General features: G+C 65.7%; 14 protein-coding genes, 1 tRNA gene and 1 rRNA gene. 8 read left to right on the forward strand and 8 right to left on the reverse strand.

The window, feature by feature from the left end; translation table 11 throughout:
- Positions 1–92 (forward strand): 5S ribosomal RNA (gene rrf, locus ASG79_RS11635); the annotation flags it as partial.
- 131 nt (positions 93–223) lie between these two features.
- The gene (locus ASG79_RS11640; RefSeq protein WP_056391176.1) at positions 224–751 is read left to right on the forward strand and encodes a hypothetical protein; all 528 of its coding nucleotides are present in this window, start codon (positions 224–226) and stop codon (positions 749–751) included.
- Here the strand turns inward: ASG79_RS11640 and ASG79_RS11645 are convergent.
- Both ASG79_RS11645 and ASG79_RS11650 read right to left on the reverse strand, forming a co-directional pair.
- Positions 748–1,833: a LacI family DNA-binding transcriptional regulator gene (locus tag ASG79_RS11645; RefSeq protein WP_056391180.1), complete on the reverse strand. Its 1,086-nt coding sequence runs from the start codon at positions 1,831–1,833 to the stop codon at positions 748–750. The genes ASG79_RS11640 and ASG79_RS11645 overlap by 4 nt on opposite strands.
- 2 nt (positions 1,834–1,835) lie before the next feature.
- Positions 1,836–3,569 carry a glycoside hydrolase family 13 protein gene (locus ASG79_RS11650; RefSeq protein ID WP_156400197.1) on the reverse strand — a complete coding sequence of 578 codons (1,734 nt, stop codon included), beginning with the start codon at positions 3,567–3,569 and terminating at the stop codon, positions 1,836–1,838.
- 177 nt (positions 3,570–3,746) lie between these two features.
- Between ASG79_RS11650 and ASG79_RS11655 the strand changes: the two genes are divergently transcribed.
- The gene (locus tag ASG79_RS11655; protein ID WP_056391182.1) at positions 3,747–5,117 is read left to right on the forward strand and encodes an FAD-binding oxidoreductase; all 1,371 of its coding nucleotides are present in this window, start codon (positions 3,747–3,749) and stop codon (positions 5,115–5,117) included.
- A 3-nt stretch (positions 5,118–5,120) separates the two neighbouring features.
- On the opposite strand, the gene ASG79_RS11660 is transcribed toward ASG79_RS11655, so the two are convergent.
- The 4 genes from ASG79_RS11660 to otsA form a co-directional block, all read right to left on the reverse strand.
- Positions 5,121–6,539: a DUF4032 domain-containing protein gene (locus tag ASG79_RS11660; protein ID WP_018772049.1), complete on the reverse strand. Its 1,419-nt coding sequence runs from the start codon at positions 6,537–6,539 to the stop codon at positions 5,121–5,123.
- A 128-nt stretch (positions 6,540–6,667) separates the two neighbouring features.
- On the reverse strand, positions 6,668–7,750 hold the full coding sequence (locus ASG79_RS11665) for an ABC transporter ATP-binding protein (RefSeq protein ID WP_018772048.1): 1,083 nt from the start codon (positions 7,748–7,750) through the stop codon (positions 6,668–6,670).
- A 218-nt stretch (positions 7,751–7,968) separates the two neighbouring features.
- Positions 7,969–8,802, reverse strand: coding sequence for a trehalose-phosphatase (gene otsB / locus ASG79_RS11670; protein WP_056391189.1), 834 nt, complete (start codon positions 8,800–8,802; stop codon positions 7,969–7,971).
- Positions 8,792–10,294 carry an alpha,alpha-trehalose-phosphate synthase (UDP-forming) gene (gene otsA, locus ASG79_RS11675; protein WP_018772046.1) on the reverse strand — a complete coding sequence of 501 codons (1,503 nt, stop codon included), beginning with the start codon at positions 10,292–10,294 and terminating at the stop codon, positions 8,792–8,794. Before otsA ends, otsB begins: the two co-directional genes overlap by 11 nt.
- A gap of 178 nt (positions 10,295–10,472) precedes the next feature.
- Here otsA and ASG79_RS11680 point away from each other — a divergent pair, with 178 nt between their 5' ends.
- The 5 genes from ASG79_RS11680 to ASG79_RS11700 all read left to right on the forward strand — a co-directional run bounded on the left by ASG79_RS11680 (position 10,473) and on the right by ASG79_RS11700 (position 15,639).
- On the forward strand, positions 10,473–11,360 hold the full coding sequence (locus ASG79_RS11680; RefSeq protein WP_018772045.1) for a DsbA family protein: 888 nt from the start codon (positions 10,473–10,475) through the stop codon (positions 11,358–11,360).
- 149 nt (positions 11,361–11,509) lie between these two features.
- Positions 11,510–11,586: transfer RNA gene (locus tag ASG79_RS11685), tRNA-Thr, on the forward strand.
- 68 nt (positions 11,587–11,654) lie between these two features.
- The gene (locus ASG79_RS11690; RefSeq protein WP_043425668.1) at positions 11,655–12,080 is read left to right on the forward strand and encodes a ChaB family protein; all 426 of its coding nucleotides are present in this window, start codon (positions 11,655–11,657) and stop codon (positions 12,078–12,080) included.
- An 85-nt stretch (positions 12,081–12,165) separates the two neighbouring features.
- Entirely contained in the window at positions 12,166–14,346 is a 2,181-nt protein-coding gene (locus ASG79_RS11695) for an elongation factor G-like protein EF-G2 (protein ID WP_056391192.1), read from the forward strand.
- A 39-nt stretch (positions 14,347–14,385) separates the two neighbouring features.
- On the forward strand, positions 14,386–15,639 hold the full coding sequence (locus tag ASG79_RS11700; RefSeq protein WP_056391193.1) for an MFS transporter: 1,254 nt from the start codon (positions 14,386–14,388) through the stop codon (positions 15,637–15,639).
- Positions 15,640–15,716: 77 nt separating this feature from the next.
- Here the strand turns inward: ASG79_RS11700 and mmsB are convergent, their stop codons facing one another.
- Both mmsB and mmsA read right to left on the reverse strand, forming a co-directional pair.
- The gene (gene mmsB, locus ASG79_RS11705; RefSeq protein ID WP_018772041.1) at positions 15,717–16,991 is read right to left on the reverse strand and encodes a multiple monosaccharide ABC transporter permease; all 1,275 of its coding nucleotides are present in this window, start codon (positions 16,989–16,991) and stop codon (positions 15,717–15,719) included.
- 4 nt (positions 16,992–16,995) lie between these two features.
- On the reverse strand, positions 16,996–18,525 hold the full coding sequence (gene mmsA / locus ASG79_RS11710; RefSeq protein ID WP_056391196.1) for a multiple monosaccharide ABC transporter ATP-binding protein: 1,530 nt from the start codon (positions 18,523–18,525) through the stop codon (positions 16,996–16,998).
- Between the last annotated feature and the right edge of the window lie 76 nt (positions 18,526–18,601).

Here is an 18,601-nt window from a genome sequence, read left to right on the forward strand (position 1 = left end):
CGCCCGGTCCCATTCCGAACCCGGAAGCTAAGACCCACAGCGCCGATGGTACTGCACCCGGGAGGGTGTGGGAGAGTAGGTCACCGCCGGACACACATTAAGCAGGGCCCTGACAACGAATGTCAGGGCCCTGCTGCTTTAACCGAACAGCACAAAGAGGATGCCCTGCCTCCGGGCGGACTCTACCCCCGGGCACCGCTGCCCGGGGGTAGAGTAGTCCCTCATGAGCAGCATCTTCAGCCACCCGCAGGACCCTTTCGAAGAAGCCGGACAGCGGGCAATTGAGCCGCTGGAACCGGTGGTCAACACCGTAGTCGTGCCCGGTCCCGTGGCCCGGGCTTTCGTTGGTTTCACGGAGCACACCCACCTCTGGTGGCCCCTTGAGCAGCACGGTGTCTATGGTGCCGGCTCCTACGTGGAGTTTGAAGAGAACCTCATCCTCGAAACAGCCGATGACGGCCGCACCAGTATCTGGGGAACCCTTGATGACTGGCAGCCGCCCCTGTCCTTCCATGCCACCTGGCATCCCGGCACTACGGCGCTGTGGTCCACCGAGCTCCTGGTGGCGTTCCGCGCCCTCGGCGGCGGAACTGAAGTCCGGGTCTTCCATGAAGGGTGGGAAGGCGCCGAGGATCCTGCCGCCGCGCGTCAAGAGTACGCGGAGGCGTGGCCCCGGATCCTGGACAGGTATGCGCGGTTCATGGGCGCCGGGGACGCCGCAGAGGACAGCTCGCCTGGAGGCGTGGCCTAGCCCCGCCCCGCGGCCTTGTCCGGCGGCACGGCGGTGCTGTTCCGGATCACAAACTCCGTAGGGTATTCCTGGTCCCGCGCTCCATCCGCCGCCAGGCCGCCGTCGGAACCTCCGCCGTCGGAACCTGCGCCCTCGGAACTTCCACCCGCATTGTCCAGCAGGGCCAAAGCAGTGGCAGCCGCCAGCCTTCCCTGTCCGCGTGGATCCTGGCTGATGGTGGTCAGCCCAAAGGTCTCTGCAAGTTCGTGCCCGTCAATCCCCACGACGGAAAGGTCCTGTGGAACCTGAAGGCCGAAGTCCCGGGCGGCGAGCATGATGCCCACGGCCATCTCGTCGGACGCGGCGAAGACTGCGGTGGGGCGGTCAGCGGAGGTGCCCAGGAGCCGGCGGCCCGCCGCGTACGCGCCCTGGATGGTGAAGTCGGCCGTGGCCTGCCACTCTTGCCGCACCGTCAGCCCGGCTGCTGCCATAGCCGCTGCAAAGCCCTTCTGGCGCAGCTGCGGAAGGTTGAAGTCGCGGTTCAAGGCCGCATCCCCGGTAACATGCGCGATCCGGGTATGGCCCAGCCCGATCAGGTGCCGGGTGGCCATCATGGCCAGGCCTTCGTCGTCGATCCTTATGGTCGAGGCGCCCCGCAGCGCCCCGCCGATGCCCACAATCGGACGGTGCACGGCGAGCAGCTGGCCGATCTCTTCCTCGCTGAGTACCAGCGCCACCGCAATGACGGCGTCCAGGCGTTTCCGCAGCAGGAAGTCGTTCAAAATGCTGCTGCGGTGCTCCGGCTGCTCTCCCACGTTGTACAGCGTCAGGTCGTAGCCGGCGTCCAGGAGGGCTTCCGAAACGCCCTCCAGGACCGAAGAGAAATACCAGCGCTGGACGTTGGGCACCACCAGGCCGATGTTGTGGTTCCGCCCGGAGGCGAGGCTGGAGGCGTGGTAAGAGGGGACGAACCCGAGTTCCCGTGCCGCCTCCTGCGCAAGGCGGCGGCTCCTGGAGGAGACGTTGGACTTGCCGCTCAGCGCCCTGGAGACGGTGGCCACGGACAGGCCGGCCCGGCTGGCAACTTCTTTGATGCCCGCCATGGTCAGCCTGCTGCTGTGATGCGGATCCAGGCGGTTTCGCCCGAAGCCAGCAGTCCTTCCGTGCCGGACGTGGTACTGCGGATAAGGACGCGGCCCGCAGGTATCTCCAGCGGCTCGTGGTTCAGGTTCATAACCACCAGCGTAGTGCCGTTGAGGTAGCCCAGCGATGACCCGGTGCACCAGTCCTCGGCCCAGGACAGGGATCCCCGGCCCAGGTCCAGGTCGCGGCGGCGTGCCAGGGCGTCGCGGTAGAGGGACAGGTGCGACGACGGCGATTCCGCCTGCAGGTCCCTCGCCAACCCGCCAAAGGAAGCGGGAATGGGCAGCCATGGTTCATTTCCCGAACCGAAGCCCAGGTGTTGTTCTCCGGCACGCCAGGGCAGCGGCACCCGGCAGCCGTCACGGCCAAGCCGCTGCCCGCCGGTCCGGGCGAACGTGGGGTCCTGGCGCAGGTGGCTGGGGATGTCGATGCCGTCCGGCAGCCCCAGCTCCTCGCCCTGGTAGAGGTAGGCGGCACCGGGCAGTCCCAGCATGAACAGCGAGGCAGCAGCTGCGCGCTGCCGGCCGAGTTCCTCATCCGGCTGGGGATCGGCCGCCCCGATGCCGTCGCCGTCCCGTGGGCCATGGCCGTTGTAGCCAAACCGGCTGGCATGGCGGACCACATCGTGGTTGGACAGCACCCATGTGCTCGGGGCGCCGACGCCGTCAAGGACGGTCAGGGAATCGGTGATGACCGAGCGCAGCCGGTAGACGTCCAGGCCCGCATGGAGGTAGGGGAAATTGAACGCCTGGTGCATCTCGTCGGGCCTGACCCAGTGGGCCAGCCGGTGAAGGTCCACGCTTGCCTCGGCGCAGAGGATCCGGTCCGGGCCGTACTCGTCCAGGATCAGCCGCCAGTTGCGGTAGATGTCGTGGACGCCGGGTTGCCCGAACATGGGTGCCTCGTGGCCGGGGTACCCGTCGCTGTTGCCGCCATCGGCCCGGCCGCCCCAGGCGGGCAGGCCCGGGGCCTTGACCAGGGCATGGGCTACGTCCACCCGGAAACCGGACACGCCGCGGTCCAACCAGAAACGCAGCACGCGCTCGAACTCGGCGTGGACGGCGGGGTTGTCCCAGTTGAAGTCCGGCTGGGAGGAGTCAAAGAGGTGCAGGTACCACTGGCCCGGCCAGCCGTCGGCGTCTGTTACCCGTGTCCAGGCAGATCCGCCAAAGTGTGACTGCCAGTTGTTCGGTGGCTCCTCTCCGTCAGGCCCGGTGCCGTCACGGAAGATGAACATGTCCCGTTCGGGGCTACCGGCCGGTGCCGCACGGGCTGCCTGGAACGCCGGATGCTGGTCCGAACAGTGGTTGGGCACCAGGTCCACGATGACCCGCAGGCCCAGGCGGTGGGATTCGGCCATCATGACGTCGAAGTCGGCGAGTGTGCCAAAGATCGGGTCAACGTCGCAGTAGTCGCTGACGTCGTATCCGGCGTCACGCTGGGGGGAACGGTAAAAGGGTGACAGCCAAACAGCGTCGACACCCAGGTCCGCCAGATGCGGCAGTTCCTCGGTAATTCCCGCGAGGTCTCCCACGCCGTCACCGTTCAGGTCCCGGAATGACCGGGGGTAGACCTGATAGATCACGGCAGAGCGCCACCAGCCGGGAGCGGTATCGGCAGCGTGGATGAGCGTCAGGGGGCCAGTGGCAGCTGAGGTGTCCTGGGTCACAGTATCGACAGACATGAAAGCCAGCATAGCGGCGGACGGGCGATAAATGAAAACGCTTCCATATATGTTTCGCCTAATTCTGCACGAACTTTCGAGGCTCTGCAGTCCAACAACTGGAAGCGATTGCACGCCGGCATATCCAGAAGACCGGAGCGTCGCACGCCCTAGACTGGGTAGACATGTCCGACGACGGGTGGAGGCTTTGTGGGAAGCATCGTTGACGAGCTGGAGGCCATCCTGGCGCCGGGACAGCTGGATGTCAGCGAGGTCTCGCTCCGGCGGTACGCCATCGACCAGGCCCCCGTCATCGATTTCCAGCTTCCCCTGGCGGTGGTGTTCGCCGAATCAGTGGCCGACGTGCAGGCGGTGATGAAAACCTGCGCCGGCAGCGGAGTGGCCATTGTCCCCCGGGGTGCGGGTACAGGCGTTTCCGGTGGTGCCCATGCCACCAGGAACTGCATCATCCTTTCGCTGGAGCGGATGAACCGGATCCTCGCCCTGAACCCAGACGATGAGACAGCCATGGTGGAGCCCGGCGTGGTGAACGCGGTCCTCAACGAAGCCGCAGCAGCGCACGGCCTCATGTATGCCCCCGATCCGGCCAGTTTCCGAAGCTCCACCATCGGCGGCAACGTGGCCACCAATGCCGGCGGCCTGCGCTGCGCCAAGTACGGGGTCACCAGGGATTCGGTCCTGGCACTGGACGTGGTCCTGGCCGACGGGTCCCTCATCCACACAGGCCACCAAACCTTCAAAGGCGTGGCGGGCTATGACCTCACGGGCCTCTTCGTGGGATCCGAAGGAACCCTGGGCGTCGTCGTCGGAATCACCGTGCGCCTGAAGTACCTGCCACGGGAAGTCCATACCGTGGCCGCCTTCTACCCGGACTTCAGGATGGCTGCCGCAGGGGTCCTGGCCGTAGGCAAGGCACGCGTCCAGCCGGCGATCATGGAACTGCTCGACGGCGGTACCCTGGCCCAGCTCGACGACATCCACGGCTCCGACCTCACCGCCCGCGGAAAATCACTCCTGCTGGTCCAGGCCGACGGGTTTGGCGCCGCCGCGGAAGCGGAGGTTGTGCGCCAGGTCCTCCGCGCCGGCGGGGCAACGGTGACTACTGAGGCAAGCGCCGAGGCGGAGCGCCTGGTGGAACTCCGCCGGCACAGCAGGGGGACGGAGGTGGACGACGAGTACCGTGTAGGCGAGGACGTGGCCGTTCCCCGCTCCCGGTTGGTGGACTACGTCGCGGAACTCGAAGCCATGGCCGCCAGGCAGCAGGTACACCTCAAGGTGGTGGCCCACGCGGGTGACGGCAACCTGCACCCCACATTCTGGATCGACCGGCAGGGGGCAAGCGTGGACTCCGCAGCCATGCAGCGGCTGCAGGCGGCACTGGACGAGTCCATCACCGCGGCGCTGGCGATGGGCGGCACCATCACCGGTGAGCACGGAGTAGGGCAGTACAAGCTCCGGTGGCTGGGACAGGAGCAGCCGGAACCGGTGCGGGAGCTCCAGCGCAGGATCAAGGACCTGTTCGATCCCGCGGGGATCCTCAACCCCGGTAAGGCGATCTAGGACTCAGTCGTCCGAATCCGGGTATTCGTCCACCGATTCGTCTTCGCCGTAACGGGACTCCTCGGTCTCCACCTCAAGGATTTTCAGCAGCTCGGTATCAGGGTTCAGCATGATCGCGGCCTCGTCCCGGCGGTGCCGGAGGATCGAGTCGATGTAGGACTGGACAGCTTCCGCCAGCGGAATGTGGCGCTCCTGCTTCTCGGACATGTACCACCGGTGCTCGAGGACCTCGTGGACCACCTCGGCGTGCTCCAGTTTGCCGGACAGGTCCCGGGGGATGGCGCGCACGATCGGTTCGAAGATCTGGCTGACCCACAGGTGGGCGCTGTATTCCTCATCCATGTCCGGGTTGTTGTCCGCCCGGAAGGAGTCCATGTCATTGAGGAGGCGGCGGGCCTGGTTCTCCTGGGCGTCCAGGCCGGTAAGCCGCAGCAGCCGCCGCTGGTGGTGCCCCGCGTCCACCACCTTGGGCTGGAGCTGGATGGTGGAGCCGTTCTGGGTGGTCTTTATGGCGTATTCCTCGACGTCGAAGCCGAGTTCGTTCAGGCGCCGGATGCGGGCGCTCACCCGCCAGCGTTCGCCCAGCTCAAAGGATTCCTTCTCCGTCAGCTCGGCCCACAGCCGCCGGTAGCTGTCCATGATCAGCTCACTGGTGGCCACGGGGTCCACCTTTTCCTCGATGAGACCGCCATCCAGGAGGTCCATCAGCTCGCCGGCGATGTTCACCCTGGCGATCTCAAGGTCGTATTCGCGCTGGCCGGTGGAGAGGTCGGGGTAGAGCTCACCGGTTTCGGCGTCCACCAGGTAGGCGGCAAACGCGCCGGCGTCGCGGCGGAACAGGGTGTTGGACAGCGAGACGTCGCCCCAGTAGAACCCGATCAGGTGCAGCCGCACCATGAGCAGCGCCTGGGCGTCGATGAGGCGGGTCAGGGTGTCCTTGCGCAGCATCTGCGAAAACAGTGCGCGGTACGGCATGGAGAATTTCAGGTGCCGGGTCACCAGGACGGGGTTCAGCGGGCGTCCGTCAGGGGTGGTGCGGCCGGTGATCACGGCCACGGGCTCCACGCAGGGGACGTCCAGCCGGGCCAGCTTGCGCAGCATGTGGTACTCGTGCCGGGCCACATGCTCGGAGGTTTCCTTGATGGCAATCACCGAGCCGCCAAGGTGGGCGAAGCGCACGATGTGCCGGGAGATGCCCCGGGGGAGTGCGGCCAGGTACTGCGCCGGCCACTCCTCGAGGGCGATGTGCCAGGGCAGGTCCAGCAGCTCCGGATCCGCCGCTGCGGCGGTGATGCTCAGCGAGGAGGCTACCGAAGCGGCCTTGTTCTCGTCGGCGCTGGCGGCCACGAACCGCGGGAGCTTACCCACCTGGGCATAGTCTGTGGGTTCGTCATGCCACTGGGCGCTGTGTTCCTCGGTCATGGGCTCAATTCTTCCGTACTCAGGGCAGGGACGGTAAATCCTGTGCGGCCATGGTTAAAGGCCGACGGCGGCCCGCACCGTTGCGAAAGGGTGCGGACCGCCGTCAGTTACGCGCGTGGGTGGGGAGTTTAGTCGCCCAGGCGCAGGCCGGTCTTCGTGTCGAAGAGGTGCACGTGGCCGGACTGCGGACGGACGTAGATGACTTCGCCCTTCATCGGGGGGCGGCGGCCGTCGACACGGGCCACGATGTCGTGGTCCTTGCCGTCCAGCGTGGTGTGGCCGTAGACGTAGGCGTCGGCGCCGAGCTCTTCAACGACATCCACCTCAACCTTCAGGCCTTCGCCGTGCGGAGCGGTTTCCAGGTCCTCGGGACGGCTGCCCAGCGTAACCGTGGAGCCGTGTGCCTCTTCGAGGACGTCGCGCGGCACGGGGTAGACGGTGCCGCCGAACTGGACGCCGCCGTCGACGACGGGAAGTTCCAGCAGGTTCATGGCGGGGGAGCCGATGAAGCCGGCAACGAACACGTTCTTGGGGCGGTCGTAGAGGTTGCGGGGGGTGTCCACCTGCTGCAGCAGGCCGTCCTTCAGCACGGCGACGCGGTCGCCCATGGTCATGGCCTCGACCTGGTCGTGCGTGACGTAGACGGTGGTGACGCCCAGGCGGCGGGTCAGGGATGCGATCTGGGTGCGGGTCTGGACACGGAGCTTGGCGTCCAGGTTGGACAGCGGCTCATCCATGAGGAAGACCTGGGGGTTACGGACGATTGCGCGGCCCATGGCAACACGCTGGCGCTGGCCGCCGGAGAGTGCCTTCGGCTTGCGGTCCAGGTACTGCTCAAGGTCAAGGAGCTTTGCGGCTTCGCGGACGCGCTCGGCGCGCTCTTCCTTGGAGACGCCGGCGATCTTCAGGGCGAAGCCCATGTTGTCGGCCACAGTCATGTGTGGGTACAACGCGTAGTTCTGGAAAACCATCGCGATGTCGCGGTCCTTCGGCGGAACATCGGTGACGTCACGGTCACCGATCAGGATGCGGCCTGCGTTGACGTCCTCCAGGCCTGCGAGCATGCGCAGGGAGGTGGACTTGCCGCAGCCGGAGGGTCCAACGAGGACCAGGAATTCGCCATCGGCGATGTCGATGTTGAGCTTATCGACGGCGGGCTTATCTGTGCCCGGGTACAGACGCGTAGCGTTATCAAAAGTAACTGTAGCCACAGTTATCAATCCCTTCACCGGCAGGTACGTGCCGGACGATCCGTTGTGAATGGTTCATGTTTATTCAGTTGTGTTCCCACAAAATGCTCCGCGGCTTTGCGCGGAGCACCACGTGACGCCGCACGGTTGTTGTGCGCCACATCACACCCAAGAGTATGCCAGAAGTTGCTTCTTTTACCGCAAATGTTACGGATGTCACATGTGCTTCCGGCCACGGGCTATCCGGAAGCGGCCTGGGGGTCTTCCTCGGCGACGGCGATGCTCCGCTCCTGGAGCAGGGCTTCCAGCAGCTCCGCGATATGGACAGGCGCCTCCACCCGGTATTGGGCCTGGGTGAAATCGAGGCCAACCTTGACCCCTACGTCGCCTGGTTCAAGCCGGCCGAAAGCGTCCTCGTCCGTCACGTCATCACCGGCGAACAGCACGGCAGTGGCCCCGGTGGCCTGCCGCAGGAAGCTGACGCCTTCGCCCTTGGAGGCATTGACCACGGAGGTCTCCAGGACGCGCTTGCCCTCCTTGAGGAAGACGCCCTTTCGCTCCTGGAGCACCGACCGGGCTGCTGACACCGCGTCCTCGGCCACGTCATCCGCAGCCAGTCGGGTGTGCAGGACGACGCCGGCGGGCTTGTATTCCAGGGACGTGCCAGGCGCCTCCGCGACGATAGCCGCCAACTCGGCGCGCACCTCTTCAAGGAGGGTCTTCTGGCCGTCGTCCAGCGTCAGTTCCGTGGAGCCCGGCCCAAGCCAGGCTTCGGCCCCATGGCTGCCAATCAGCAGGGTGTCCACGGGCGGAGACGCCACCTCCCGCAGGCTGGCGAGGGCGCGCCCGGAGATGAGTGCCGTCGTCGTGCGTGGAAGCACGGCGAGCCCCGCGAGCGCCGCGGCTGAGCGTGGAAGCGGCCGCGCATCCTGGGCACGGCCCACGATCGGGGCCATGGTCCCGTCAAAGTCCATGGCCACCAGCAGGTGCCCGGTCCCGGCGATCCGGTGCAGCGCTTCCCGCAGTTCTGGGGTGAGTGCCAGCGCTGCCTTGGTGTGGCCGTCAGGAGTCATCGCGGACCACCTTCTCGTTCAGTGCGTTCAGGAAGTCGGCGGACCAGTGGTCCACGTCGTGTTCGAGGATTTGCTTCCGCATGGCCCGCATCCTGCGGCCGGACTCCCGCGGCTGCATCTCCACGGCACGCATGATGGCGCTCTTGAGGCCGTCGATGTCGTGCGGGTTCATCAGCAGTGCCTGCTTGAGCTGGTCGGCTGCGCCGGCGAACTCACTGAGGACCAGCGCGCCGTCGTTGTTGGTGCGCGCCGTGACGTATTCCTTGGCGACCAGGTTCATGCCGTCCCGAAGGGCCGTGACCAGCATGACGTCGGCGGCAAGGTACAGCGCCACCATCTCCTCCACGGGGTAGCTGTGGTGCAGGTAGCGGACGGCGGTGTTCTCGATGGTGTCGTAGGTGCCGTTGATGTGGCCCACCGTGCCCTCCACCTCCTCACGCAGGAGCCGGTACTGCTCGACGCGCTCGCGGCTGGGGCTGGCCACCTGGATCAGGGTGGCGTCTCCAACCGAGAGCTTGCCGTCTGCCAGGAGCTCCTCGAAGGCTTTAAGCCGGTGCCTGATGCCCTTGGTGTAATCCAGTCGGTCGACGCCGAGCAGGATGGTCTTCGGGTTCCCCAGATCCTGGCGGATCTGGCGGGCGCGCTCAATGATGTCCGGTCTGGCGGCTAGCTCGCTGATGTGCTTGACGTCGATGGAGATGGGGAAGGCCTGTGCCCGGGCAATGTGTGTGACCTGCCCGTCCTGGCCCTTTACGTGGACCTGCTGCTGCTTAACGCTGGCACCGAGGAAACGGCGAGCGGAGCGCATGAAGTTTCCGGCATCGCTGGGCCGCTGGAAACCCACCAGGTCTGCGCCGAGGAGTCCGTCGATGATGGCCTGGCGCCACGGCAGCTGGGCAAAAATCTCCGGCGGAGGAAACGGGATGTGGTTGAAGAATCCGATGCGCAGGTCCGGCCGCGCCTCGCGCAGCATGCGGGGCACCAGTTGGAGCTGGTAATCCTGCACCCACACGGTGGCGCCTTGGTCCGCATGCTGTACGACGGCGTCGGCGAACCTGCGGTTGACCCTTCGGTAGGCGTCCCACCAGGTGCGGTGGAACTCCGGCGGGGCAATGACGTCATGGTAGAGCGGCCAGAGGGTGGCGTTGGAAAACCCCTCGTAGTACAGCTCCACGTCGTCGTTGCTGAGCTGGACCGGGACGAGGTCCATGCCGCCGTGGCTGAAGGGTTTGACAGTCTCGTCCGGCGCACCGTGCCATCCGACCCAGGCGCCGTCTGTCTTGGTCATCATAGGTGCCAGGGCGGTCACCAGTCCGCCGGGGGAGCGGCGCCAGCCAGACTCGTCATCACCGGCATCCCCTGCCGCGACCCGGTCCACAGGCAGCCTGTTGGAGACCACCATGAAGTCGTACTTCGTATGGCCGGCATGGCTGGGACCGGAGCTGCCGGCCGTTGCTTTGCCGGCGGGTTTTTCCTGGACGGGTGTTTGCATTGCTGCCCCCTGGGGTTGCTTGTGCCTCTTAGCCACCCTAGCCGGACGGAATCATCGGGGCTATTCGTCCGTTGGTCAAGCCGGTGGAATGGTTGAAACCGCAAGCGCTCAGCTTTCTCCCCTAAAATGTTGGAGTGCCACGAAGTGGTCCCCCTACGTCGACCGACCCAAGGAACTCATGAGCCCCGCAAACGAAGTACGTAAGTCCAAGGCTGAGCGAACCGCGGAGGCGCGGGAAAAGGCGCGCCTGATCAGGGAAGAGCAGCTGAAGAAGGACAAGCGCAACAAGCTGCTGATCGGCTGGGGCATCGTGGCGGCAGTGGTGGCCATCCTGGTGGTGGTGGCGCTGGTGGTGACGAACAGCCTCAAGCAGAACGCCCCCATTGCGGACCAGGGCCCCACGCCTGCCAACGCCAACGTGCATGGCGGCGTCACTTTGCTGGCCAATACGGATGTGGCCAAGTCGGAACCGGCCACGGTTGACGCCGCCTCCCTGGGGGACGCGCCGAAGACGGCGCCCGCCGAGGTAGTGGCTCCCGGCGCCGAAGCGGAGGCGGGCAAGCCGGTCAAGGTGGTCCTCTACATCGACTTCATCTGCCCCATCTGCAAGAACTTCGAGACCCAGTACAACGACCAGCTCACGTCGCTGCGCAACGAAGGCAAGATCACCGTTGAGTACCGGGCCCTCGGATTCCTGGACAGCCGGTCCACCACCAACTACTCATCCCGGGCCGCCAACGCAGCAGCGTGCGTGGTCAACGAATCCCCGGAGAAGTACTCCGATTTCGTCAACGCATTGTTCGCCAAGCAGCCGGCGGAAGGCAGCGCAGGCCTTTCCGACAGTGATTTGAAGAAGATGGCGTCCGACATGGGCGTCAACATCGGTTCCTGCGTCGATGACAAGACCTACCGCCCGTTCGTGAAGTTCACCACGAAGGAGGCCGCGGCCATCGGCGTCACCGGTACGCCCACCGTGTTCGTGGACGGCAAGCAGTGGGGCAAGGGCGACAGCGCGCAGACGCCATTCCCGGACTTCCTGCAGGCAGCCATTGCCGCCAAGGGCTAAGGATTCCCAGCCAGGGCAGGGGCCCGCTCCGGACCGTTTCCGGGGCGGGCCCCTGCCGCATTCACCGGCGGTAGTCCGGCGTTTTTACGCCCGGGGGGAGTTGGGCTAACCTTATCTAGCGCCTTCACGGTGCACGCCCGCAGGGGCGCGCCTCCTTAGCTCAGTTGGCCAGAGCACCGCTCTTGTAAAGCGGGGGTCGTCGGTTCGAATCCGACAGGGGGCTCCATTCAACCTCCGGGTTTAAGCTGGATCCATCCACATAATCAGCGTGCTGACTAAAGGAGGATGGGTGCCATGCCCAAGACCGGCAAGAACGATCATGCCCGCAAGGAAGAACTTCCTTCCACCCTGCAGCGTTCTGAGCAAAAGGCGCAGGACACATTCGCCAAGACCTATGATTCCGCCCTTGAGTCGTACGACCAGGATGAGCAGCGGGCGGCCCGGGCAGCATACGCATCCCTGAAGCACAGCTACGAGAAGGTGGGCGACCACTGGGAGCCCAAGGAAAAAAGAGGCCCGTCGGACAAGCGCGCAGAACAGGGCATCAGCTCCTCCGAACCCACCGCGGGCGGAGTCAACGCCAATGCGTCCAAGGACCACCTCTACAAACTGGCCAGGGAACTGGACGTCAAAGGCCGCTCGAAGATGGACAAGGGTGAATTGGTCAAGGCCATCCAGAAGGCCAACGACGCCGCCACCCGCAAAGCCCGCAGCAAATAGCCTGTGCTCTTGCCGTCCTGCCGTCCAAGGTGTCGAATCAGAGGGACACGTCAGGTCGGGTCGGCGATGATGCCAGGAGGTTCCAATGTCGGTGAAGAGCACCAAGGAGTCAGCGCGGGCGGGAGGCGGCAGGAACGGGCCTGAGTCAAAGCGCGCCGACCAAGCCACCGGCATCGCGGCCCAGGACCCGGCGCGGATCCGGAACGTGGCCCTGGTGGGTCACTCGGGCGCCGGGAAAACAATGCTGATCGAGGCGCTGCTGGCAGCCAACGGCATGATCACGCGCAAAGGCTCCATCGCCGACGGATCCACGGTCAGCGACTCGGACCCCGCCGCGGTTCACCAGCAGCGCTCCGTCACCCTGTCCCTGGTGCCCCTGATGGTGGACGAGACAAAAGTGAACCTCCTGGATACACCGGGCTACCCCGACTTCATTGGTGAGCTGCGGGCGGGGCTGCGCGCCTCCGATGCTGCCCTCTTCATAGTGTCGGCCGTGGACGGAATCGACGCCACCACCACCGCCCTGTGGGGCGAGTGCGCGCACATGCTGCTGCCACGCGCCGTCGTGATCACCCGGCTGGACCACCCGCGGGCAGATTGCGACGGCGCCCTGGCCGCCTGCCGCAAAGCGTTCGGCGAGGGCGTGCTGCCGCTGTGTGTCCCATTGCCCTCAGCAGAGGAGGCCGCCGGGCCGCTGTCCCTCCTGGGCCTGCTGTCCCGGGAGGTAACGGACTACTCCTCCGGCGAGGCAACCCCTGAAGTCCGGGCCGCCACGCCGGATGAACTCGCGGCTGCCGGGCCTGCCCGGGGCGCACTCATCGAGGGCATCATCGCCGAAAGCGAAGACGAAACGCTGATGGACCGCTACCTGGAAGGCGAGGACATCGACACCGGAGTGCTCGCAGCAGACCTGGAAACCGCCGTCGCACGTGGCTCGTTCTTTCCCGTGCTGCCCACGTCCGCCGTCACCGGGCTGGGGACCGCCGAACTGCTGGACCTGCTGGTCCGCGCCTTTCCGCCGCCAGGGGAGCGCAGCCTGCCGGACACCACCGACCTCGCGGGGGAACCGGCCGGAAGCCTGTCCTGCGATCCGTCCGGCCCCCTCGCCGCCGAGGTGGTGCGCACCTCCAACGATCCCTTCCTGGGCCGCATCTGCCTGGTGCGGGTGTTCAGCGGCACACTCCGGGAAGACTCGCCGGTCCACGTGGGCGGCCACGGCCTGGCCGACCGGGGTCACCAGGACCATGACACCGATGAACGGGTGACCCATATCTACTCACCGCTGGGTGCCACCCTTCGCCCCGTCCCCTTTTGCGTGGCGGGGGACATGTGTGCCCTGGCGAAGCTGGGCAGCGCCGAAACCGGCGACACCATTTCCGCCCGGGAAAGCCCGCTGCTGCTCGCCACGTGGGAAATGCCTGAGCCGCTGCTGCCGGTTGCCGTGGAAGCCGATTCCCGCAGCGACGAGGACGCGCTGGCCCGCAGCCTGGGCCGGATAGCGGCGGGTGACCCCACCTTGCGGGTGGACCGGAACGCCGAAACGCATCAGCTGGTGCTCTGGTGCATGGGCGAAGCGCACGCGGAGGTGGTCCTGGACAGGCTGCGCGAACAGGGAGTGAAACTGCACACCGTGGACGTGGTGACGCCGCTGCGGGAAACCTTTGCCACCGCCGCCTCCGGCCACGGCCGCCATGTCAAGCAGTCCGGCGGACACGGCCAGTACGCCGTGTGCGACATCGAGGTGGAACCGCTGGAGCGCGGCGCGGGGTTCGAGTTCGTGGACAAGACGGTGGGCGGCGTGATCCCGGGAACGTTCATCCCGTCCATAGAGAAGGGCGTCCGGGCCCAAATGGACAAGGGCGTCGCCGCGGGCTTTCCCGTAGTTGACCTGCGGGTTACCCTGGTGGGCGGCAAGGCCCACAGCGTGGATTCGTCGGATGCGGCGTTCCAGGCGGCCGGGGCGCTGGCGCTCCGGGAGGCCGCGGCAGCAGGAAGGATCCAGCTGCTGGAGCCGGTGTCATCCGTCTCCATCACGGTCGCCGATGAACATGTGGGCACAGTGATGAGTGATTTGTCCGGCCGGCGGGGACGCCTCACCGGCACCACCTCTTCCGGTGAGGGCCTCACGGAGATCAGCGCCGAAGTCCCGGACCAGGAACTCCTGCGGTATGCGGTGGAACTGCGGGCGCTGACCGCCGGCACCGGGCGCTTCCGCCGCCAGTACCTGCGCCATGACCCCGTACCCCCCAATTACAGCCCATCCTGAGCCCGCCATGGCAGGAACAGATACAGGGAACGGCCGCCGGTGAACGCCGCAGCACGAAAGATCCAGACCGTATACCTGACGCTGACGTTGGGCAATACCCTTGCGGCGTCGTTCATTTGGGGCATCAATACGCTGTTCCTGCTCGACGCCGGGCTGACCAACCTGGAGGCCTTCGCTGCAAACGCCTTCTTCACTGCCGGGATGGTGCTTTTCGAAGTGCCCACCGGGGTAGTCGCGGACAGCTGGGGGCGCCGGACCTCCTTCCTGCTGGGCACCGTAACCCTGGCAGGATCCACCTACCTCTATTACCTGCTGTGGCAGTTGTCCGCACCGTTCTGGTGGTGGGCCGGGGTGTCGGCGCTGCTGGGGCTTGGCTTCACCTTCTTTTCGGGGGCAGTGGAAGCCTGGCTGGTGGACGCCCTGCACTTCTCCGGTTACGACGGCGGCCTGGAAGCGGTCCTGGGCCGCGGCCAGATGGTTTCCGGGATCGCCATGCTGGCAGGGTCAGTGGCCGGCGGCGTCATCGCGCAGGCAACGAACCTGGGCGTGCCGTTCCTGCTGCGCGTCGCGGTGCTGGTGGCAATGTTCGCGGTGGCCTTCCTGCTCATGCACGACGTCGGCTTCACCCCGGAGCGTTCGGCCCACCCGGTGCAGGCCACGCGGGCTGTCCTGCGCGCCTCGCTGGACGGCGGCCTGCGGAACCCGCCGGTGAGGTACATGATGCTGGCTGCGCCGTTCACCGAGGGCGTGGGATTCTATGTCTTCTATGCCCTCCAGCCTTACCTGCTGCAGCTCTTCGGAGATCCCAGGGCCTACGCCATCGCAGGCCTGGCAGCGGCCATTGTTGCCGGCGCGGACATCCTGGGCGGCTGGCTGGCTCCGCTGGTCCGGAAACTGGTCCGCCGGCGCACCACCGTCCTGATCATTTCAACCATCACCAGCTCGGTGGTCCTGGTGGTGCTCCTGGCCACCAGCATCTTCTGGCTGGCACTGGTGCTCCTGGCACTCTGGGCCGTGGTGGCCTCCGCCGGAACCCCCGTGCGCCAGGCCTACCTGAACGACATGATCGGCTCGAAACAGCGGGCAACCGTCCTGAGCTTCGCCTCGCTCATGGGGTCCAGTGGGGGAGTGGTGGTGCAGCCGGCGCTCGGCAGGGCCGCAGACCTCTACGGCTACCCGGCATCGCTCGCATTGGGCGGCGCGGTGCAGCTGCTGGCGGCACCCTTCATCCTCCTCAGCCGCCGCCGGCGCTCGCCGGCAGATGTTGCTACCGGGCTCGCGGCAGCGCCCTGAGCCGCAAAGACCCGGGCCCCGGACGTGATGTCCAAGGCCCGGGTCTGCATGGAGCAGCGCCGCGGCCGCGGTAGCCGCTACTTGACGCCTACGGTTTCGCTGGCCGCCGGCGTCGGCTTTTCCTCGGCGGGCGGGGGCGTGGTCTTCAGCTTGAACCGCTTGCCGAGGTCACCACCGCCGCCGCTGCGGTTCTTGTTGAAGATGTCGAAGCCGACGGCGACAAGGAGTACCAGGCCCTTGATGAGCTGCTGGTAATCGGTGCCCAGGCCCAGGATGGACATGCCGTTGTTGAGCACGCCCATGATCAGGCCGCCGATCATGGCTCCCGCGACTGTTCCGATGCCACCGGTAACGGCGGCGCCGCCGATGAAGGCCGCGGCGATGGAGTCCAGTTCGAAGCCTGTTCCACCGGCGGGCTGTGCCGAGTTGAGCCGCGCGGTGAAGACCAGGCCTGCCAGTGCGGCGAGCACGCCCATGTTCACGAAGAGCCGGAACGTGACGGCCTTGGTCTTGATGCCTGACAGTTCAGCTGCATGGAGGTTGCCGCCGATGGCGTACGTGTGCCGCCCGAAGACACTGTTGCTCATCAGGGCGGTGTAGGCGATCACCAGGACGGCCAGGACCACCAGGACGATCGGGGTGCCGCGGTAGGAGGCCAGCAGGAAGGTGATGATGAGCATGAGCAGCGCCGTGAAGGCGGTTTTGATGACGAACCAGACCAGGGGTTCGCTTTCGAGATCGAACTTCCTGCGGATCCTGCGCTCCTTGAGGGCCTGGATCAGCAGTGCCACCGTAGCGCCGACACCCAGGATGACGGTGAGCCATTCCAGGACGGAGGTGCCGCCGGAGATGTCCGGAAGGAAACCGCCGCCCAGGGCCCGCAGTTCGGCGGGGAAGGGGGTGATCTGCTGGTTCTTGAGGGTGATGAGCGTGAGTCCGCGGAAGATCAGCATGCCCGCCAGCGTGACGATGAAGGCCGGGATCCCCACATAGGCGATCCAGTAGCCCTGCCAGGCGCCCACAAGGGCACCCACCACCAGGCAGGCAGGGATTGCGGCCCACCACGGCCAGCCCCAGTGCACGATCATGACGCCGGCCACCGCGCCGATGAACCCGGCAACGGATCCGACGGAAAGATCAATGTGCCCGGCGATGATCACCATCACCATGCCGATGGCCAGGATGAGGATGTAGCTGTTCTGGACCACCAGGTTGGTGACGTTCTGCGGTTCCAGCAGGATCCCGCCGGTCAGCCCCTGGAACAGCAGGACGATCAGGATCAGGGCAACGAAGATGCCAACCTGGCGGAGGCGGCTGGTGAGGAATCCGAGCGATTCTCGTAAGGCGGACATTTCGCTATTCCTTCTCTTTGGTCATGTAGTGCATCAGGGTTTCCTGGGTGGCCTCGGCGATGGGGACTTCGCCGGTGATGTGGCCGGCGGCGAGGGTGTAGATGCGGTCGCAGATGCCCAGGAGTTCGGGAAGTTCCGAGGAAATGACGATCACGGCTTTTCCTTCGGCCGCCAGTTTGGCGATGATCGTGTAGATCTCGAATTTTGCCCCGACGTCGATCCCGCGGGTGGGTTCATCGAGGATGAGCACGTCCGGGTCGGAGAACATCCATTTGCTCAGCACGACCTTCTGCTGGTTGCCGCCGGAGAGCTTGCCGGTGATGGCGGCCACCGAGGGCGCTTTGATGTTCATGCTCTTCCGGTAGCCGTTGGCCACCACGGTCTCCTGGTTCTTGTCCACGAAGCCGCGTTTGGCGAGCTTGCGCAGCGCTGCAAGGGAGATGTTGCGCTTGATGTCCTCGATGAGGTTCAGGCCGTAGTGCTTGCGGTCCTCGGTGGCGTAGGCGATGCCGTGGCGGATGGCGTCGGAGACGGTGGAGGTGTTGATTTCCTCGCCGTACTTATAGACCTTGCCGGACATTGCGGTGCCGTAGGTTCGGCCGAAGACGCTCATGGCGAGTTCGGTGCGCCCGGCGCCCATCAGCCCGGCAAGTCCCACCACCTCGCCCTTCCTGACATGCAGGTTGGCGTTGCGGACCACCATGCGGCTGTGGTCCTGGGGATGCCGGACGGACCAGTCCTCGATCCGCAGGACTTCCTCACCGATGTTCGGCTCGCGGTCCGGGTACAGGCTCTCCAGGTCGCGGCCCACCATGCCGCGGATGATGCGTTCCTGGGTGATCTGGCCTTCATCGAGCCGGAGGGTCTCAATGGTTTTGCCGTCCCGGATGATGGTGACGGCGTCGGCCACCTTGCGGATTTCATTGAGTTTGTGGCTGATGATGATGCTGGTTACCCCCTGGCCCTTCAGATGGAGGATCAGGTCCAGCAGGTGGCCGGAATCCTCGTCGTTGAGGGCGGCCGTGGGCTCGTCCAGGATGAGCAGCTTCACTTCCTTGGACAGCGCCTTGGCGATCTCCACGAGTTGCTGCTTGCCCACGCTGATGTGCTGGACGGGGGTGACGGGGTTTTCGTCGAGGCCCACGCGGGCCAGCAGCTTTGCTGCCTCCAGGTTGGTCTTGCGCCAGTCCACCCATCCGTTGGTGGCTTGTTCATTGCCAAGGTAGATGTTCTCCGCGATGGAGAGGTACGGGCTCAGCGCCAGTTCCTGGTGGATGATCACGATGCCCCGCTTCTCGCTGTCCGAGATGCTGGAGAAGTTGCAGGGTTCGTTTTCGAAGAGGATTTCCCCTTCGAAGCTGTTGTGTGGATAGACGCCGGACAACACTTTCATGAGCGTTGATTTGCCGGCGCCGTTTTCGCCGCAGATGGCGTGGACCTCTCCACGGTTCACATCGAGGGTGACGTCCTGCAGCGCTTTCACGCCGGGGAAGGTCTTGGTGATTCCTCGCATTTGAAGAATGGGTGTGTTCATCGTCAATTCCCACTGACTGGTCGAAGCTTGGCCGTCCTGCTGCTGCAGGAGGTTGCGGGCGGGGCTGCGGCCGGAT

The sequence above is a fragment of the Arthrobacter sp. Soil761 genome (assembly GCF_001428325.1).
Taxonomy (GTDB): domain Bacteria; phylum Actinomycetota; class Actinomycetes; order Actinomycetales; family Micrococcaceae; genus Arthrobacter.